Consider the following 19,923-nt stretch of genomic DNA (forward strand, 5'->3'; position numbering starts at 1 on the left):
GGATGATGTCGTTTATGAAGGGACGCGTCCTTGTCGTCGACGACGACACCGCACTGGCCGAGATGCTCGGCATTGTGCTGCGGGGAGAAGGTTTCGAGCCGTCGTTCGTAGCGGACGGCGACAAGGCACTGGCCGCATTTCGTGAGGCCAAGCCGGACCTGGTGCTGCTGGACCTCATGCTGCCCGGACGGGACGGCATCGAGGTCTGCCGGCTGATCAGGGCCGAGTCGGGTGTGCCGATCGTCATGCTCACTGCCAAGAGCGACACGGTGGATGTGGTGGTGGGCCTGGAATCCGGGGCCGACGACTACATCGTCAAGCCGTTCAAGCCGAAGGAGTTGGTTGCCCGGATCAGGGCGCGTTTGCGGAGGTCCGAGGAGCCCGCGCCGGAGCAGCTCACGATCGGTGATCTGGTCATCGACGTGGCCGGTCACTCGGTGAAGCGGGAGGGGCAGTCCATCGCTCTCACCCCGCTGGAGTTCGACCTGCTGGTCGCTCTCGCGCGTAAGCCCTGGCAGGTCTTCACCCGTGAGGTGCTGCTGGAGCAGGTGTGGGGCTACCGCCACGCCGCGGACACCCGTCTGGTGAACGTGCACGTCCAGCGGCTCCGCTCGAAGGTGGAGAAGGACCCGGAGCGGCCGGAGATCGTCGTGACCGTCCGCGGTGTCGGTTACAAGGCCGGACCGAGCTGACATGACCCTGGGCAGCGCTGCTCCGCCACCCGGGGTGCCCGGGGCCCGTACGGGGCGGGCTGCCGGTCAGGCACGGAGTGCTCCCCGCTTCGGCCGGGATCCGCTGGGCGGCCGGTTGTTCCGCGACCGGACGCCCGGCGGCCCCGTGCCGCGGCTGTTGATGCGGTGGATCCGTGGCCCGCTGCTGCCGGCTGTCCGCCTGTGGCGGCGCAATCTGCAGCTCCGTGTCGTCGCGGGGACGCTGCTGATGTCGATCGCCGTGGTGCTCCTCCTCGGCTTCGTCGTGATCGGGCAGGTCCGCAACGGCCTGCTCGAGGCGAAGGGCAAGGCCGCGCAGACACAGGCGGCCGGCGGTTTCGCGGCCGCCCAGACGAACGCGAACGCGCCTCTGGTACCCGGGGACCAGAGCGAGGAGAGCGCCGACGGCATGACGGCCAACACCTCCTGGCGCACCGAGCTCGTCGACCAGCTCGCCAGCGGTGGCACGAACGCCTTCAACGTGGTGGCGCTCAGCCCCGACTCCGTCGGACAAGGCACCACCAGCCGCGCCCCCCGTGGCTCGGGCAGCGTGGAGGCGTCCAGCATCCCGCAGAGTCTCCGGGACGACGTGGGCAAGGGAGCGGGCGCCTTCCAGACGTACTCGCTGATCCGGTACTCGCACGGGAAGCCCTCGGAGCCCGGCCTCGTCGTGGGTAAGCGGCTCTACGACGTCGACCACAACCCGTACGAGCTGTACTACCTCTTCCCGCTCTCGCAGGAGGAGAAGTCGCTGACCCTGGTCACGACGACCCTCGCCACGGCGGGCCTGTTCGTGGTCGTGCTGCTCGGCGCCATCGCCTGGTTCGTGGTGCGTCAGGTCGTCACACCCGTACGGATGGCGGCGGGGATCGCCGAGAGGCTTTCCGCGGGCCGGCTCCAGGAGCGGATGAAGGTCACCGGCGAGGACGACATCGCACGCCTCGGCGAGGCCTTCAACAAGATGGCGCAGAGCCTTCAGCTGAAGATCCAGCAGCTGGAGGAGCTCTCCCGCATGCAACGGCGTTTCGTCTCGGACGTCAGCCACGAGCTGCGCACCCCGCTGACGACCGTGCGGATGGCCGCCGATGTCATCCATGAGGCGCGGGTCGACTTCGACCCGGTCACGGCCAGGTCGGCGGAGCTGCTGGGGGACCAGCTCGACCGCTTCGAGTCGCTCCTGTCCGATCTGCTGGAGATCAGCAGGTTCGACGCGGGAGCCGCGGCGCTGGAAGCCGAACCGATAGACCTGCGCACGGTCGTCCGGCGGGTGATCGGCGGTGCCGAGCCGCTGGCGGAGCGCAAGGGCACCCGGATCCGGGTGGTGGGTGACGAACAGCCCGTGGTCGCGGAGGCCGACGCGCGCCGTGTCGAGCGGGTCCTGCGCAATCTCGTCGTCAACGCCGTCGAGCACGGTGAGGGCCGCGACGTCGTCGTGCGCATGGGTGTCGCGCAGGGTGCCGTGGCCGTGGCGGTCAGGGATTACGGCGTGGGGCTCAAGCCGGGTGAGGCGACCCGGGTCTTCAACCGCTTCTGGCGGGCGGATCCGGCGCGCGCCCGCACCACCGGTGGCACGGGCCTCGGGCTGTCGATCGCCGTCGAGGACGCCCGGCTGCACGGCGGCTGGCTCCAGGCCTGGGGCGAGCCCGGTGGCGGCTCGCAGTTCCGGCTGACCCTTCCGCGTACGGCGGACGAGCCGCTGCGGGGGTCTCCGATACCCCTGGAGCCGGAGGACTCCCGGCGTAACCGCGAGGACCGTGAGCGTGTGGGGGTGGCGTCGGCGGCGAGCGATCACCGGCGGACGCCCGTACCGAGCGGGACAGGTTCCACGGCTCGTCCGCGCCTGGGCGTGCCGGCGCGTGGATCCGCCGCGTCGTGTGCGACGGGGTCGGTCGACCCGGCGGCTCTGCCGGGCAGTGGGGCCCGTGTGGTGTCGCGTCCGGCCGGGGACCGGCCGGGCGGGGGCGCCGAACGAGAGACGCAGGATCCGGAGCAGGAGGACACGACTCGTGGACACTGACCGCCGTCGGTGCGGCCGCTCGGTGCGGCTGTCCGTGCTGCTGGGCTGCGCGGTCATGGTGCTCGCCGGGTGCGGGGCGATGCCGGTCACCGGCGATGTGAAGGCGGTCGACGCCTCGCAGCCGGGGGACTCCCAGGTCCAGGTGTACGCCGTACCCCCGAGGGAGGGCGCCACCCCCATCGAGGTCGTCGACGGCTTTCTGGAGTCGATGACCAGCGACGACCCCGATTTCGCCACGACCCGCACCTATCTGACCGCGGAGGCGGGCCGCGCCTGGGAGCCGAGCGAGGGCACGACGGTGCTCGCGAATGCGCCCAACCGCAAACGGCGCACGATCCATGACAAGGAACGCAGGGGCACCGAGACCACGTACACGCTGACCGGCGAACAGGTGGCGGCGGTCGACGCGCAGAGTTCGTACCGGCCGCTGGCTCCCTCGGAGTACTCCCAGATGCTTCATCTGATCCGGGAGAAGGGGGCGGACGGCAAGAAGGAATGGCGCATCGACATCGTGCCGGACGGCCTGGTGCTCGGGCAGTCCGACTTCAAGCGCCTCTACCGGTCCGTGAACAAGTACTACTTCGCCGCGGGCCGGAACGACGACGCGGCCGCACTGGTCGCCGACCCCGTCTACGTACGCAACCGTACGGACCCCGTCACGCGGATGGACACGGCCACCCAGACGGTGCGCACGCTGCTGCAAGGCCCGTCGAACTGGCTGCGGCCGGTGGTCGATTCGCGCTTCCCCGTGGGGACGGCGCTGAAGCGCGGGGTCACCTCGCTGACGACGGACGACCAGAACGTCCTGAAGGTGCCGCTCAACAAGAAGGCCGAACAGGCCGGGCAGAGCACCTGCCGGCTGATGGCGGCCCAGGTGCTCTTCACGCTGCGGGATCTGACATCCGCCCGGGTGGGGCAGGTCGAGCTCCAGGGCGAGCAGGGACCACTGTGCTCCCTCGGGGCGGACGAGGCCGAGGATTTCACCGCGGACAAGGGGTCCGGCGTTCCCGACAGCCAGTACTTCGTGGACGACAAGGGGCGGGTGCAGCGCATCCCGGGAAGCAGCAAGGGGAGCGGTGATCCGGAGCCGGTGACCGGTCCGCTGGGCAGCGGGACGGTCGCCATGAGCGCGGTCGGTGTGGCCCGGGACGAACAGCAGGCCGCCGCCGTCTCGGAGGACCAGCAGCATCTCTACGTCTCCTCCCTCACCGAGGACAGCGAGCCGGCCGACCCCGTCGTGACGAGTCATGCGAAGAAGGCCGCCGACCGGCTGTCGGCACCGAGCTGGGACGGCACCGGAGACCTGTGGGTCGCCGACCGCGATCCCTCCGATCCCAGGCTGCTGCGTCTGGCCGACGGTGCGGGGGAGCCGAAGGAGGTCTCGGTGCCCGACCTGGACGGCGGGCGGATCGAGGCGCTGCGGATGTCGTCCGACGGGGTGCGGATCGCGTTGCGGGTGTCGAAGGACGGGCACACCACGCTGCACATCGGCCGGGTCGAGCGTCATGGCTCGGGAGAGGCCGAGCAGGTGTCGGTCCAGGATCTGCGCCGGGCCGCGCCCCAGCTGGCCGATGTGACGGCTTTCTCCTGGTCGGGCCGCAGCCGTCTCGTGGTGGTCGGCAAGGAGGAGGGCGGTGTGCAGCAGGTGCGCTACGTCCAGGCCGACGGGTCCACGTCCTCCTCCGGGGTCCTGCCGGGCGTGAACCAGGTGACGGCTGTCGCGGCCGCCGACGACGACCAGCTCCCGCTGATGGCGGACACCGAGAGCGACGGGATAGTGAAGCTGTCACCGGGGGACAACTGGCAGACGGTCCTCAAGGAGGGCTCGTCGCCGGTCTACCCGGGCTGAGCGGAGCGCCCCCAGGAAGCCCCGGGAAGGAGGGGCCGCCCCGTTGTCCACAGGGGTTTTCCACAGGGATGGCCGAGTGCCGGGCGCCCGGGCACAGTGGGACCGTGCGGAGTTGGTGGCGGGAGATCGCCGGACTGGTGCTGCCCGTGGCCTGCGGAGGCTGCGGCAGACCGCGGACGGAGCTGTGCGAGGAGTGCGCCGCGTCTCTGGCGGCCGGGCCGCGCCGGGTGCGGCCGTCGCCGGAGCCCGAGGGCCTGCCCCCGGTTCACGCGGCGGCGCCCTACGAGAACGCCGTACGCGCGATGCTGCTGGCCCACAAGGAGCGGGGGGTGCTCGGCCTTGCCGGGGTGCTCGGCGGGGCTCTGGCGGACGCTGTGCGGGCCGGAGCGGGGCATGCGGGAGACCGGGTGCCGCTGCTGCTGGTTCCCGTGCCGTCGGCACGGCGCGCCACGGCCGCGCGTGGGCATGATCCAGCACGCAGGATCGCGGCCGCAGCAGCGGCCGAGCTGCGGCGCGGGGGTGCGCGGGCCCGGATGCTCGCCGTGTTGCGGCAGCGGCGCGTGGTGGCCGACCAGGCGGGGCTGGGGGCCAGGGAGCGGGGGCTGAATCTGGCGGGCGCCCTCGGCGTCGTGGACGGCGGCCGGAGGCTGCTCGACGGGGGCCGGGTCGTGCTGGTGGACGACGTGCTGACGACCGGGGCGTCGCTGGCGGAGGCGGCACGCGCGGTCCGTTCGGCGGGCCGGGCGCCAGGGATGCGGGCCGCGGTTGTCGCAGCTTCTCCGTCTGCCTTCGAGATAAACCGGAACTGACAGATAAATTCCATCGTTGCAGGTGGTGAGTGGGTAAAGAAGCCCGATCGGAGGTACGCGTGAGTAGCGGGTGCCGACACGGTGGTGGGCAGGCTATGTTCGGTTGTGAGGGACGGTGAATTCCGTGCCTCCGCGAATGCGCCACCAGGTTTCGGGCAGGTAACCCATCGGTACGCCAGAAGCTTGGAAATCGGTGGGGTGGAAGCCCCGCCGACGGGGGAGGAGGAGGTGACAGCCACCGAGTCCGCGGCTCCGGCGATCACCGGAGCCTGGTGCAAAAGGGAGATGCTCCGCCGCCGAAGCGGAGCAACCCGGGAACGGAGTTCTGCGTGGACATCGTCGTCAAGGGCCGCAAGACCGAGGTGCCCGAGCGGTTCCGCAAGCACGTGGCCGAGAAGCTGAAGCTGGACAAGATCCAGAAGTTCGACGGCAAGGTGATCAGCCTCGACGTCGAGGTGTCCAAGGAGCCCAACCCCCGTCAGGCCGACCGTGCTGCAAGGGTGGAGATCACGCTCCGCTCGCGTGGGCCGGTCATCCGGGCGGAAGCGGCAGCAGGCGACCCGTACGCAGCGCTGGACCTGGCCACCGACAAGCTGGACACCCAGCTGCGCAAGGAGCACGACAAGCGCTACAGCAGGCGTGGTAACGGCCGGCTGCCCGCGTCCGAGGTGGGGGACGTCGTACCCGGTGTCGCCTCCTTCAACGGGGACGGTGAGCTGATCCCCGAGGAGCCGGCGCCGTCCGTGCCCACCACCAGGATCGGTTCACTCGAGGTGCAGGGTGAAGGTCCGCTCGTGGTGCGCGAGAAGACGCACGTCGCGGCGCCGATGACACTCGACCAGGCGCTCTACGAGATGGAGTTGGTCGGGCATGACTTCTATCTGTTCGTCGACTCCGAGACCAAGGAGCCCAGCGTCGTCTACCGGCGCCACGCCTACGACTACGGCGTGATCCACCTGAGGACCGACCCGCTGGCCTCCGACGCGGCGGGCGGCGCGGGCGGTGCGCTCGGAGGCTGACACCCACCGCTCGACAGTCGATAGGCGTGCCCCCGGGAAGCGTCCGCGCGCTCCCGGGGGCACGCGTGCGACCGCGGGGGCACCGCTTCGGCGGCCAGGCATGAAATCATGGTGCCCCAGGCCAATCAGTGCTGCGTGCACTGCCGTTGGCGGACAGCCTGTGACCTCAGGCAGTGGCCTTCAGGGGGAGGAACGATGGCGGACACCTTCGGGCCCGTACGCGGGACGAACGACGCCGACAGCACTGCCGGTGCGGACTCCGGTACGGACTCTTCCGGTGTGGATTCCGTCGCGGACGACAGCGGTTCGCGCGACAGCGGTTCCCGCAAGGAACCCATCAGGGTTCTTGTGGTGGACGACCATGCGCTCTTCCGCAGAGGTCTGGAGATCGTCCTCGCGCAGGAGGAGGACATCCAGGTCATCGGAGAGGCGGGGGACGGGGCGGAGGCGGTGGACAAGGCGGCGGACCTGCTGCCCGACATCGTGCTGATGGACGTACGGATGCCCAAGCGCGGCGGCATCGAAGCCTGCACCTCCATCAAGGAGGTGGCCCCCAGCGCGAAGATCATCATGCTGACGATCAGTGATGAGGAAGCCGATCTCTACGAGGCGATCAAGGCAGGCGCCACCGGATATCTGCTCAAGGAGATCTCGACCGACGAGGTGGCCACGGCCATTCGCGCGGTGGCGGACGGCCAGTCCCAGATCAGCCCGTCGATGGCCTCCAAACTGCTCACCGAGTTCAAGTCGATGATTCAGCGCACCGACGAGCGCCGGCTCGTTCCCGCACCGCGCCTCACCGAGCGTGAGCTGGAAGTCCTCAAACTCGTCGCCACGGGCATGAACAACCGTGATATCGCCAAGGAATTGTTCATCTCCGAGAACACGGTGAAGAACCACGTCCGCAATATCCTGGAGAAGCTCCAGCTGCACTCCCGGATGGAAGCCGTGGTCTATGCCATGCGGGAGAAGATCCTCGAGATCAGGTAGCGCGAGACCGGACAGAGCGGGCGGCGGGAGGTGCGGGGCCCGCCCGGCGCCTACGGAAGGGCGCGGGCGATTTCCGCCATGAGCGGCTCGCGCAGCTCCGGTGCGTCGACGCGCTCCAGCCGCACATCCGTGCAGCCGACCCAGGACGCCGCCTCCACGAGGGCCTCGGCCATGGGCACCACGGACTTCGCGCCGTCCAGCGAGACCTGGCGGCCGACCAGCGTGGTCCCCTCCCTGGCCGGGTCGACCCGGCCCCGCAGCCGGCCGCCCGCGAGCAGCGGCATCGCGAAGTAGCCGTGGATCCGCTTGGGCCGGGGGACGTACGCCTCCAGGCGATGGGTGAAGGCGAAGATCCGCTCCGTACGCGCACGCTCCCAGATCAGGGAGTCGAAGGGGGACAGCAGTGTCGTGCGGTGCCGTCCGCGCGGCTCGGACGCGAGGGCATCGGGGTGCGCCCAGGCGGGCTTCGCCCAGCCCTGGACGGATACCGGGATCAGCCCGGAGTCCGCCACGACGGCGTCGAACTGCTCGGCCTTGAGCCGGTGGTAGTCGGCGATGTCCGCCCGGGTGCCCACGCCCAGCGACTGCCCGGCCAGGGCCACCAGCCGGCGCAGGCACTCCGCGTCGTCCAGCCGGTCGTGGAGCACGGTGTCCGGGATCGCGCGCTCGGCCAGGTCGTAGATCCGCTTCCAGCCACGCCGCTCCGTGCACACCACCTCGCCGTACATCAGGGCACGCTCGACGGCGACCTTGGACGCGGACCAGTCCCACCACTCGCCGCCGTTCTTCGCGCCGCCGAGCTCCGTCGCCGTCAGCGGGCCCTCGGCGCGCAGCTGGTCGATCACCTTCGCGTACACCCCGACGGGCAGGTCGTGGTTCCAGTGCGGCCGGGAGCGGTAGGCGCGGCGGCGGAACGCGAAGTGCGGCCACTCCTCGACCGGCAGGACGCAGGCGGCGTGCGACCAGTACTCGAAGGAGCGGCCACCCGACCAGTAGGCCTCGTCGACCGCGCGGCGGCCCAGCGCGCCGAGGCGGGCGTACGGCACGAGCTCGTGCGACCTGGCTAGGACCGAGATCGTGTCGAGCTGGACGGCCCCGAGGCTGCGCAGCACCCCCGGGACCCCGCCCCGGCGGTCCGGGGCGCCCAGGAGTCCCTGGGCGCGCAGCGCGATACGGCGCGCCTGGTCGGCGGAGAGTTCCAGAACGGGCGGCGGCGCAGGCGTCATGCGGAGAACCCTAGAACGCGCCACTGACATCAGGGGCCGGCCGATGGGGATGCGTGCCCGGCAGCCCCAGATCGGCGGGGAGCAGCGCACCGATCCAGGTGTCGCGCCGTATGCCCTTGTTGAACAGCGCCGACCGCTGCTCACCCTCCATGCGGAAGCCCGCACGCAGAGCGACCGCCCGGGACGGGACGTTGCCGACCTCGGCCCGCCACTCCAGGCGGTCGGCACCGAGCGAGGTGAACGCCCAGCGGGCCGCCGCGAGCACCGCCTCCGTCGTGAATCCGGCGCCCCGGTGCTCCTTCGCCGTCCAGAAACCCACCTCGTACGTGCCGGGAAGGCTGTGACGGTTGACGCCGAGCGCGCCGACGAGCGGTCCGCCGCCCCGCAGGAGGACCGCGAAGTTGTACATCGTGTCGTCCTGCCACCCCGAGGGGGAGAGTTTTTGTGTGAAGAGTTCCGCGTCGGCACGGGTGTACGGCGACGGGACAACTGTCCAGCGCTGGATCTCGGGGTCCTGGCACGCGGTATGGGCGGCGTCGGCGTCCTCCGGCGCGAAGGGGCGCATGATCAGGCGCTCCGTGGTGAGTGTGATGGGTTCCATGCGGAGATTCTGGTGACAGGGGAGGCGGGAAGCGAGCACTTTTCGGTGCTTCCCGGCACCTTCCGTCCACTCCGGCCGTTGTCCTGGAGGGCGCGGCGGGGAGAACGCCGTGGCAGCCCTCCCGGCGTGGCGGGGTCCTCGCTTACGATGGCCGTTGCGGTGGGGCCCACCTGCCGTGCCCGCGCCAGAGTCCATCACACGACCCAGTGCCAGGCCCGACCGGCAAGGAGACCAGCCTCAGTGTCCGTCTTCAACAAGCTCATGCGTGCAGGCGAAGGCAAGATCCTGCGCAAACTGCACCGCATCGCGGACCAGGTCAGCTCCATCGAAGAGGACTTCGTCAACCTCTCCGACGCCGAGCTGCGGGCGCTCACCGACGAGTACAAGGAACGGTACGCGGACGGCGAGAGCCTGGACGACCTGCTTCCCGAAGCATTCGCGACCGTCCGTGAGGCGGCCAAGCGCGTCCTCGGACAGCGCCACTACGACGTCCAGATGATGGGCGGTGCCGCCCTGCACCTCGGCTATGTGGCCGAGATGAAGACCGGCGAGGGCAAGACCCTCGTCGGTACCCTGCCCGCGTATCTCAATGCGCTCTCGGGCAAGGGCGTGCACCTGATCACGGTCAACGACTACCTGGCCGAGCGCGACTCCGAGATGATGGGACGGGTGCACAAGTTCCTCGGTCTCGATGTCGGCTGCATCATCGCCAACATGACTCCGGCCCAGCGCCGCGAGCAGTACGCCTGCGACATCACGTACGGCACGAACAACGAGTTCGGTTTCGACTACCTCCGCGACAACATGGCGTGGTCCCAGGACGAGCTCGTCCAGCGCGGCCACAACTTCGCCATCGTCGACGAGGTCGACTCGATCCTCGTCGACGAGGCTCGTACGCCGCTGATCATCTCCGGCCCGGCCGACCAGGCCACCAAGTGGTACGGGGACTTCGCGAAGCTGGTCACGCGTCTCACCAAGGGTGAGGCGGGCAACCCGCTGAAGGGCATCGAGGAGACCGGCGACTACGAGGTCGACGAGAAGAAGCGGACCGTGGCCATCCATGAGCCCGGTGTCTCCAAGGTCGAGGACTGGCTGGGGATCGACAACCTCTACGAGTCGGTGAACACCCCGCTCGTCGGTTACCTCAACAACGCGATCAAGGCCAAGGAGCTCTTCAAGAACGACAAGGACTACGTCGTCATCGACGGCGAAGTCATGATCGTCGACGAGCACACCGGCCGTATCCTCGCGGGCCGCCGTTACAACGAGGGCATGCACCAGGCCATCGAGGCGAAGGAAGGGGTGGACATCAAGGACGAGAACCAGACGCTCGCCACGATCACCCTGCAGAACTTCTTCCGTCTGTACAGCAAGCTCTCCGGCATGACCGGTACGGCGATGACCGAGGCGGCCGAGTTCCACCAGATCTACAAGCTCGGCGTCGTGCCGATCCCGACGAACCGGCCCATGGTCCGTGCCGACCAGTCGGACCTGATCTACCGCACCGAGGTCGCGAAGTTCGCCGCGGTCGTCGACGACATCGCGGAGAAGCACGAGAAGGGCCAGCCGATCCTGGTCGGCACCACCTCGGTCGAGAAGTCCGAGTACCTCTCGCAGCAGCTCTCCAAGCGCGGTGTCCAGCACGAGGTGCTCAACGCCAAGGCGCACGACCGGGAGGCGCCGATCATCGCCCAGGCCGGCCGCAAGGGCGCCGTCACGGTCGCCACGAACATGGCGGGCCGCGGTACGGACATCAAGCTGGGCGGCAACCCCGACGACCTGGCCGAGGCGGATCTGCGGCAGCGCGGACTCGACCCGGTCGAGCACGTCGAGCAGTGGGCGGCCGCGCTGCCCGCGGCGCTGGAGAAGGCCGAGCAGGCCGTCAAGGCCGAGCACGACGAGGTCAAGGACCTCGGCGGGCTCTACGTCCTGGGTACGGAGCGGCACGAGTCGCGGCGTATCGACAACCAGCTGCGCGGTCGTTCCGGCCGTCAGGGCGACCCGGGCGAGTCCCGGTTCTACCTGTCGCTGGGCGACGACCTGATGCGGCTGTTCAAGGCGCAGATGGTCGAGCGCGTCATGTCGATGGCGAACGTGCCCGACGACGTCCCGATCGAGAACAAGATGGTGACGCGGGCGATCGCCTCGGCGCAGTCGCAGGTCGAGCAGCAGAACTTCGAGACGCGTAAGAACGTCCTGAAGTACGACGAGGTGCTCAACCGGCAGCGTGAGGTCATCTACGGCGAGCGGCGCCGCGTCCTGGAGGGTGAGGATCTGCAGGACCAGATCCGCCACTTCATGGACGACACGATCGACGACTACATCCGCCAGGAGACGGCCGAGGGCTTCGCCGAGGAGTGGGACCTCGACCGGCTGTGGGGCGCCTTCAAGCAGCTCTACCCGGTGAAGGTCACGGTCGAGGAGCTGGAGGAGGCCGCGGGTGACCTGGCCGGTGTGACCGCCGACTTCATCGGCGAATCGGTCAAGGACGACATCCACGAGCAGTACGCGGAGCGCGAGAAGACGCTCGGCTCGGACATCATGCGCGAGCTGGAGCGACGCGTGGTCCTGTCGGTCCTGGACCGCAAGTGGCGTGAGCACCTCTACGAGATGGACTATCTCCAGGAGGGCATCGGCCTGCGTGCCATGGCGCAGAAGGACCCGCTGGTCGAGTACCAGCGCGAGGGCTTCGACATGTTCAACGCCATGATGGAGGGCATCAAGGAGGAGTCCGTCGGCTATCTGTTCAACCTGGAGGTCCAGGTCGAGCAGCAGGTCGAGGAGGTCCCGGTGAAGGACGAGGCCGAGCGGACCTCGCTCGACAAGGAGGACGCGCCGGTGGCGGCCGGGGCAGGGCGCCCGGAGATCCGGGCCAAGGGCCTGGACGCTCCGCAGCGCCCGGACCGGCTGCACTTCTCCGCTCCCACGGTGGACGGAGAGGGCGGCGTCGTCGAGGGCGACTTCGCCAGCGGTGACGGTGACGGTGCGCGGCCCGAGGGGGACGGGCTGACGCGTGCGGAGCGCCGTAAGGCGCAGAAGAGCGCGAGTGGGCGGCGCCGCAAGAAGTAGCGCGCGGCGCGGCTGGGACGGCCCGGCCCGGACACCTCGACGGTGTTCCGGGCCGGGCCGTTCTCTTGGCGTCTCCGGGCCCCGGGGCGGGTTGGTGGCCCGGTGGGGCGCGGTGGTGGCGTTCGGGCCCGCAGGGGCCGTTGTGCGGCCCCTGGGCGGTATGTCCTCAATCGCGGGTCGGGCGTGACTGTGCTGCGGCTGTCGTCCTGTCGCCGGGACCTTCCGTCATCTGGCCGCCGGGAGGCGTTCGCCGCCCAGGTCGATCGCGGCGCAGCGCCAGCGGAGGTCGGGGCCCTGTTCCAGGCGGAACGCCATGGCGCGGACCTGCTCGCCCGTGGCGATGCTGGCGAAGGCCTCGACCACGCCGGTGGCGGGCTGGGTGCCGTGGCAGGCGCGTACGACGGGGCGCCTGCGGCCCGCGCCGAGCGGGGCGTCGGGGGCGAGCCGGGTGAGCTGGTCGTATGCCTCACCGATGGTGTGGCCCAGCATCCAGTGCACCGGGCGCTGGCCGCTGAGAACGGCCAGCAGACGTTCGGCGAACCAGTGGTGCGGGCGCAGCGGCCGCCGGGGCCGCTGCCGCGGTACGGTGCCCGGCCTGCTGCGGTCGTATCGTCCGGCCGGCCTCGTCCTGTCCTTGCTCATGCTCGTAGCCCCCGTGGCTGCTGTTCGTGGCCCGGTCGAGTACCGGGCGGTAACTTTTGCTGGGGACCTTCTACGGGTCCCGTCGCCGGGCCCGCAAGCGGCGCCATGGGCCGGTCGGGCACTCCGCAGGATCACCTATCCGGGTTGCGGGCCCCGCGCCCCAAGGGAAAGGCGAGGGTGATGGCCTTCGCGCGGTGGACAGCGGGGGGTGGATCGGCCACCCCGAAGGGGGACGTCGCACGTATCCTGAGGGCGTCATCGACTACGAAAGCGGTCAGCCATGCGTGTGTACGTCCCCCTGACCCTCTCCGGTCTCGCCACGGCGCACAGGGCGGGCGAGGTCGGTCCGGGGCCGCAGACCGCCTACGCGGTGACGCCCGGTCTGCGTGAGTGGTATGTCTCCGACGACATCGAGGAGCTGGAGTACGCGGCCCTCAATCGCGCCGCCTCCGCCTCTCTGCGGCTGATCGCCGGCCGTCCTCAGGAGGCCAGGCGCCGGGTGGTCGTCGCCCTCGACGTGCCGGACGGTGCGGCGGTCGCCGATCCGGACCTGGCCCTGGACGCCTCGTCGCTCGGGGAGGTGCGGATCGCGGACGCGGTGGCGCTGTCGAAGGCCGCCGCCGTGCATGTGGACGCCGACGACGCCGAGAAGGACGTGGCCGCCGCGGCCGCCGCGCTGGGGGCGGCGGACCTCGGCGACGACGACGCCCGGTTCACCGTGGACGGCGCGGAGGACCATGAGCTGCTGTGGTTCGGGATCCAGGAGATCCCCGGCCTGATCGCCTGAGCCCGGGGGCCCGGCAGCCGCTCCGGGGCGACTGTCGTACCCGGCGGGTATTTTTCTGTCCATGGCGACATCGGGGAAGCACCGCACACATCTGGTCTGGGACTGGAACGGCACACTGCTCGACGACATCGACGCGGTGCTCGGGGCGACGAACGCCGCCTTCGCCGAGGTCGACCTGGAGCCGCTCACGCTCGACCAGTACCGCGAGATGTACTGCGTGCCGATACCCAAGTTCTACGAGCGGCTGATGGGCCGGCTCCCCACCCCCGCCGAGTGGGAGCGGATGGACGGCCTTTTCCATCGCCACTACACCGAGCAGCGGACGGCCTGCGGGCTGACGGAGGGCGTCGAGGAGCTGCTGGCCCGGTGGCGGCTCGGGGGCCGCAGCCAGTCGCTGCTCAGCATGTACGGCCATGAGCACCTGGTCCCGGTCGTCCGGGGTTACGGCATCGAGAGCCACTTCGTGCGCGTCGACGGGCGTACGGGCCCCTCCGGAGGCAGCAAGGCCCAGCACATGGAGCGCCACTTCGAGGTGCTCGGGGGCATCGCTCCGGCGTCCGCGGTCGTCATCGGTGACGCGGTGGACGACGCGGTGGCCGCGGCCCATGTCGGTGCGCGCGCCGTGCTCTACACCGGCGGTTCGCACAGCCGAAGCAGCCTGGAGGCGGCGGGCGTGCCGGTGGTGGACACCCTGGCCGAGGCGGTCGCGCTCGCCGAGGTGATGGCGGAATGAGCGTATGCGCCCGCCTGTGTGCCCTTTGTGTCCCCTTGCGTACGGGAGCGATTCGGCGCGATGTCCAGAGTGTCAAAGTTCGGGGTCTTCTTTTGTACATATGCGGCTCATGACGGTTGCGGGTCCAGGAGGGATAGCCTGGTGCGGTGATCAGCGCGATACGCCTCGGGGGCCGTGAAGCCCCCGGCCTGCGCCCGGAGTGCCACAGCACCCGGGCGATCCGCGATCGCCGCGTCCCGGGCAGTCTGCCGAAAATGGCCGATATGGCCCCGGGCATCTCCCCAGGCGGCATAGCGTCGACCCAGACCGGAAACCCCGTGTCGTGGCGGTACGCCGTCTTTTTCACCTACGTCACGCAACGGCGCGCGACAGGAGCCAGAGGACATGCAGACCAAGCTGGACGAAGCCAAGGCCGAGCTGCTCGCACGGGCGGCCCGGGTAGCTGACAACAGTCCGGGCGGTGGTGTCGGTGGCCCGGGAGGTGGCCTCCGGGTCCACCTCGCCGAAGAGTCCGGCAGCGGAGCAGAGGAAGGCGCCGAGACCGGCCGGGACGAGCGGTCGGGCCCGAAGACGCTGCTCGCCTATCTCCAGCGCTACTACCTGCACACCGCTCCGGAGGACATCAGCGACCGCGACCCGGTCGACATCTTCGGGGCTGCTTCTTCCCACTACCGTCTCGCCGAGAACCGCCCGCAGGGCACCGCGAACGTCCGCGTGCACACCCCGACGGTCGAGGAGAACGGCTGGACGAACAGCCACTCCGTCGTCGAGGTCGTCACCGACGACATGCCCTTCCTCGTCGATTCCGTCACCAACGAACTGTCCCGGCAGGGCCGTGGCATCCACCTCGTGATCCACCCGCAGGTCATCGTCCGCCGCGATGTCGCCGGCAAGCTGATCGAGGTGCTCGCCGACCCGGCCAGGAACAACGGCGCGAAGCGGTCGGGCGGCCGTAAGGAAGCCGGGACCGAGCTGCCGCACGACGCGGTCGTCGAGTCCTGGATCCATGTCGAGATCGACCGGGAGACGGACCGCGCCGACCTGAAGCAGATCACCGCCGATCTGCTCCGTGTCCTGTCCGACGTACGGGAGACCGTCGAGGACTGGGAGAAGATGCGGGACTCCGCCCTGCGGATCGCCGACGACCTCCCGGACGAGCCCCTCGACGATCTGGGCGGGGAAGAGGTCGACGAGGCCCGCGAACTGCTGCGCTGGCTGGCCGACAACCACTTCACCTTCCTCGGGTACCGCGAGTACGAGCTCCGTGACTCCGACGCCCTGACGGCCGTCCCCGGCACCGGCCTCGGAATTCTGCGCTCCGACCCGAAGCACACCGAGGACGAGGCGCACCCGGTGAGCCCGTCCTTCGACCGGCTGCCCGCGGACGCCCGGGCCAAGGCGAGGGAGCACAAGCTCCTCGTCCTGACGAAGGCGAACAGCAGGGCGACCGTGCACCGCCCCAGCTACCTCGACTACGTCGGGGTGAAGAAGTTCGACGCCAAGGGCAACGTCATCGGCGAGCGGCGCTTCCTCGGCCTGTTCTCCTCCGCCGCGTACACCGAGTCGGTGCGTCGGGTGCCCGTGGTGCGCCGCAAGGTCGCCGAGGTGCTGGAGGGCGCGGGCTTCACGCCCAACAGCCACGACGGCCGCGACCTGCTCCAGATCCTGGAGACCTACCCGCGCGACGAGCTCTTCCAGACGCCCGTCGACCAGCTGCGTTCCATCGTCACCTCCGTGCTGTATCTCCAGGAGCGCCGCCGGCTGCGGCTCTACCTGCGCCAGGACGAGTACGGGCGCTACTACTCCGCCCTCGTCTACCTGCCGCGTGACCGCTACACCACCGGTGTGCGGCTCCGCCTGATCGACATCCTCAAGGAGGAACTCGGCGGCACCAGCGTCGACTTCACCGCCTGGAACACGGAGTCGATCCTCTCCCGGCTGCACTTCGTCGTCCGGGTCTCGCCGGGCACCGAGCTCCCGCACCTGACCGACGCGGACGCAGACCGCATCGAGGCGCGGCTCGTCGAGGCCGCCCGCTCCTGGGCCGACGGCTTCCAGGAGGCGCTGGGCGCGGAGTGCGGCGAGGAGCGCGCGGCCGAGCTGCTGCGCCGCTACGGCCACTCCTTCCCCGAGGGTTACAAGGCCGACCACTCGCCGCGCGCGGCCGTGGCCGACCTGGTCCATGTCGAAGAGCTCAAGAGCGGGCGCGAGGACTTCGCGCTCAGCCTGTACGAGCCGGTCGGCGCGGGTCCCGCAGAGCGCCGGTTCAAGATCTACCGGACCGGTGAGCAGGTCTCGCTCTCCGCCGTCCTGCCCGCGCTCCAGCAGCTCGGCGTCGAGGTCGTCGACGAACGTCCCTACGAGCTGCGCTGCGCGGACGGCACCCACGCCTGGATCTACGACTTCGGGCTGCGCATGCCGAAGAAGGCCGCGGGCAGCGGCGACTACCTCGCCGACGACGCCAGGGACCGCTTCCAGGAGGCGTTCGCGGCCATCTGGACCGGCGAGGCCGAGAACGACGGCTTCAACGCCCTCGTGCTGGGCGCCGGCCTGGACTGGCGGCAGGCCATGGTGCTGCGCGCCTACGCGAAGTACCTGCGGCAGGCGGGCTCGACGTTCAGCCAGGACTACATGGAGGACACCCTCCGCAACAACGTCCACACCACCCGGCTCCTGCTCTCCCTCTTCGAGGCCCGGATGTCCCCGGCCCGGCAGAAGGCCGGCACGGAGCTGACGGACGGGCTGCTCGAGGAGCTGGACGGGGCGCTCGACCAGGTCGCGTCGCTGGACGAGGACCGGATCCTGCGGTCCTTCCTCACGGTCATCAAGGCGACGCTGCGGACCAACTACTTCCAGCTGGCGGACGACCACGAGCCGCACAACTACGTCTCGATGAAGTTCGACCCGCAGGCCATCCCCGACCTCCCCGCGCCGCGTCCGGCGTACGAGATCTGGGTCTACTCGCCGCGCGTCGAGGGCGTCCACCTGCGCTTCGGCAAGGTCGCCCGCGGCGGCCTGCGCTGGTCGGACCGGCGGGAGGACTTCCGTACGGAGATCCTCGGCCTGGTCAAGGCGCAGATGGTCAAGAACACGGTGATCGTGCCGGTGGGCGCCAAGGGCGGGTTCGTCGCCAAGCGGCTGCCCGATCCGGCCGTGGACCGTGACGCCTGGCTCGCCGAGGGCATCGCCTGCTACAAGATCTTCATCTCGGCGCTCCTCGACATCACCGACAACATGGTGACGGGCGAGGTCGTGCCGCCCGCCGAGGTCGTCCGCCACGACGAGGACGACACCTATCTCGTCGTCGCCGCCGACAAGGGCACCGCGAGCTTCTCCGACATCGCCAACGACGTCGCCGTCTCGTACGGCTTCTGGCTCGGCGACGCCTTCGCCTCCGGAGGCTCGGCCGGCTACGACCACAAGGGCATGGGCATCACCGCCCGCGGTGCCTGGGAGTCCGTGAAGCGGCACTTCCGCGAGCTGGGCCACGACACGCAGACCGAGGACTTCACCGTCGTCGGCGTCGGCGACATGTCGGGTGACGTCTTCGGCAACGGCATGCTGCTCTCCGAGCACATCCGGCTGGTCGCGGCCTTCGACCACCGGCACATCTTCATCGACCCGGACCCCGACGCCGCCACCTCGTACGCCGAGCGGCGCCGGCTGTTCGACCTGCCGCGCAGCTCCTGGGCGGACTACGACAAGGACCTGCTGTCCGCGGGCGGCGGCGTCCACCCGCGTTCCGCCAAGTCGATCCCGGTCAACGCGCACATCCGCGCGGCGCTCGGTATCGACTCGAAGGTCACGAAGATGACCCCCGCCGAGCTGATGCAGAACATCCTCAAGGCGACGGTCGACCTTGTGTGGAACGGCGGCATCGGCACGTACATCAAGGCGACGACCGAATCGAACGCGGACGTCGGCGACAAGGCCAACGACCCGATCCGGGTCAACGGCGCGGACCTGCGGGCCCGCGTCGTCGGTGAGGGCGGCAACCTCGGGGCCACCCAGCTCGGCCGGATCGAGTTCGCCAGGAACGGCGGCCGGATCAATACCGACGCGATCGACAACAGCGCCGGTGTCGACACCTCCGACCACGAGGTGAACATCAAGATCCTGCTGAACGGCCTGGTCCGGGACGGCGACATGACCGTGAAGCAGCGCAACAAGGTGCTCGCGGAGATGACCGACGAGGTCGGACATCTCGTGCTGCGCAACAACTACGCGCAGAACGTCGCCCTCGCCAACGCCTTCGCCCAGGCGCCCTCGCTCCTCCACGCCCACCAGCGCTTCATGCGCAGGCTCGGCCGTGAGGGACACCTGGACCGTGCGCTGGAGTTCCTGCCGACCGACCGGCAGATCCGTGAACTCCTGAACCACGGCAGGGGGCTCAGCCAGCCGGAGCTGGCCGTGCTGATCGCCTACACGAAGATCACGGCGGCCGAGGAGCTGATCTCCACCCCTCTGCCGGACGACCCCCACCTGCAGAGGCTGGTGCACGCCTACTTCCCGAAGCAGCTGAGCAAGCGGTTCCCGGAGGCGGTCGACGGCCACGCGCTGCGCCGCGAGATCATCACGACGGTGCTGGTCAACGACACGGTGAACACCGGTGGTTCGACGTTCCTGCACCGGCTGCGTGAGGAGACGGGCGCCTCGCTCGAGGAGATCGTGCGGGCGCAGTACGCCGCCCGTGAGATCTTCGGCCTCTCCGGGGTGTGGGACGCGGTGGAGGCGCTCGACAACCAGGTGGCCGCCGATGTGCAGACCCGGATCCGGCTGCACTCGCGCCGGCTGGTGGAGCGCGGCTCCCGCTGGCTGCTCGGCAACCGGCCGCAGCCGGTCGGGATCGCGGAGACCATCGAGTTCTTCCAGGACGGCGTCGAGCGCGTCCGCGCCGAGCTGCCCAAGCTGCTCAGGGGCGCCGACATCGAGTGGTACCGGTCGATCCTCGACGAGCTCACCGGGGCGGGTGTACCCGAGGAGCTGGCGGGACGGGTGGCGGGATTCTCGTCGGCCTTCCCGATGCTGGACATCGTCGCCATCGCGGACCGTACGGGCAAGGACCCGTTGGCCGTCGCCGAGGTGTACTACGACCTCGGTGACCGGCTGGGGATCACCGGGCTGATGGACCGGATCATCGAGCTGCCGCGGGGCGACCGCTGGCAGTCCATGGCCCGCGCCTCCATCCGCGAGGACCTGTACGCCGCGCACGCCGCGCTCACCTCGGACGTGCTGTCCGTCGGGAACGGCACGTCGTCGCCCGAGCAGCGGTTCAAGGACTGGGAGGAGAAGAACGCGGCGATCCTGGCGCGTTCACGCGCCACCCTGGAGGAGATCCGGGGTTCGGAGTCCTTCGACCTGGCGAACCTGTCCGTCGCCATGCGGACGATGAGGACCCTGCTGCGCAGGCACGTCTGACCCGCGCCACACAGCCGTCCGCCGGACGGGCCCGAGGGGGCCCGTCCGGCGGA

The 19,923-nt window shown here is 69.9% G+C and carries 13 protein-coding genes; 10 read left to right on the top strand and 3 right to left on the bottom strand.

Going from position 1 to position 19,923, the window contains the following annotated elements:
- Positions 1–2: 2 nt before the first annotated feature.
- The 6 genes from mtrA (at position 3) to OG623_RS21385 (ending at position 7,394) form a co-directional block, all read left to right on the top strand.
- Complete coding sequence (gene mtrA, locus OG623_RS21360) at positions 3–692, top strand: two-component system response regulator MtrA (protein WP_187282414.1); 690 nt, start codon at positions 3–5, stop codon at positions 690–692.
- 1 nt (position 693) lies between these two features.
- Entirely contained in the window at positions 694–2,727 is a 2,034-nt protein-coding gene (gene mtrB / locus OG623_RS21365) for an MtrAB system histidine kinase MtrB (RefSeq protein WP_406148463.1), read from the top strand.
- Entirely contained in the window at positions 2,717–4,576 is a 1,860-nt protein-coding gene (locus tag OG623_RS21370) for an LpqB family beta-propeller domain-containing protein (protein ID WP_406148465.1), read from the top strand. Before mtrB ends, OG623_RS21370 begins: the two co-directional genes overlap by 11 nt.
- A gap of 104 nt (positions 4,577–4,680) precedes the next feature.
- On the top strand, positions 4,681–5,385 hold the full coding sequence (locus OG623_RS21375; protein WP_406148466.1) for a ComF family protein: 705 nt from the start codon (positions 4,681–4,683) through the stop codon (positions 5,383–5,385).
- A gap of 329 nt (positions 5,386–5,714) precedes the next feature.
- Positions 5,715–6,404, top strand: coding sequence for a ribosome hibernation-promoting factor, HPF/YfiA family (hpf, locus tag OG623_RS21380; protein ID WP_362886100.1), 690 nt, complete (start codon positions 5,715–5,717; stop codon positions 6,402–6,404).
- A gap of 195 nt (positions 6,405–6,599) precedes the next feature.
- Positions 6,600–7,394 carry a response regulator gene (locus OG623_RS21385; RefSeq protein WP_406148467.1) on the top strand — a complete coding sequence of 265 codons (795 nt, stop codon included), beginning with the start codon at positions 6,600–6,602 and terminating at the stop codon, positions 7,392–7,394.
- Between the two features lie 50 nt (positions 7,395–7,444).
- Here OG623_RS21385 and OG623_RS21390 read toward each other — a convergent pair whose 3' ends face one another.
- Together OG623_RS21390 and OG623_RS21395 are read right to left on the bottom strand one after the other, a co-directional pair.
- On the bottom strand, positions 7,445–8,620 hold the full coding sequence (locus OG623_RS21390; protein ID WP_406148469.1) for a winged helix-turn-helix domain-containing protein: 1,176 nt from the start codon (positions 8,618–8,620) through the stop codon (positions 7,445–7,447).
- 10 nt (positions 8,621–8,630) lie between these two features.
- Entirely contained in the window at positions 8,631–9,221 is a 591-nt protein-coding gene (locus tag OG623_RS21395) for a GNAT family N-acetyltransferase (RefSeq protein ID WP_406148471.1), read from the bottom strand.
- Positions 9,222–9,461: 240 nt separating this feature from the next.
- Between OG623_RS21395 and secA the strand changes: the two genes are divergently transcribed.
- Complete coding sequence (gene secA / locus OG623_RS21400; protein WP_406148473.1) at positions 9,462–12,290, top strand: preprotein translocase subunit SecA; 2,829 nt, start codon at positions 9,462–9,464, stop codon at positions 12,288–12,290.
- A gap of 225 nt (positions 12,291–12,515) precedes the next feature.
- Here secA and OG623_RS21405 read toward each other — a convergent pair whose 3' ends face one another.
- Positions 12,516–12,932, bottom strand: coding sequence for an Rv3235 family protein (locus OG623_RS21405; RefSeq protein ID WP_406148475.1), 417 nt, complete (start codon positions 12,930–12,932; stop codon positions 12,516–12,518).
- 280 nt (positions 12,933–13,212) lie between these two features.
- On the opposite strand from OG623_RS21405, the gene OG623_RS21410 reads away from it, so the two are divergent.
- The 3 genes from OG623_RS21410 to OG623_RS21420 all read left to right on the top strand — a co-directional run bounded on the left by OG623_RS21410 (position 13,213) and on the right by OG623_RS21420 (position 19,870).
- On the top strand, positions 13,213–13,719 hold the full coding sequence (locus OG623_RS21410; protein ID WP_406148476.1) for a DUF6912 family protein: 507 nt from the start codon (positions 13,213–13,215) through the stop codon (positions 13,717–13,719).
- A 61-nt stretch (positions 13,720–13,780) separates the two neighbouring features.
- Positions 13,781–14,452, top strand: a complete 672-nt coding sequence (locus OG623_RS21415) for an HAD family hydrolase (RefSeq protein ID WP_406148478.1) — start codon at positions 13,781–13,783, stop codon at positions 14,450–14,452.
- 384 nt (positions 14,453–14,836) lie between these two features.
- Positions 14,837–19,870, top strand: coding sequence for an NAD-glutamate dehydrogenase (locus tag OG623_RS21420; protein WP_406148479.1), 5,034 nt, complete (start codon positions 14,837–14,839; stop codon positions 19,868–19,870).
- Positions 19,871–19,923: the final 53 nt, after the last annotated feature.

The organism is Streptomyces sp. NBC_01012 (genome assembly GCF_045162755.1).
Classification (GTDB): Bacteria; Actinomycetota; Actinomycetes; order Streptomycetales; family Streptomycetaceae; genus Streptomyces.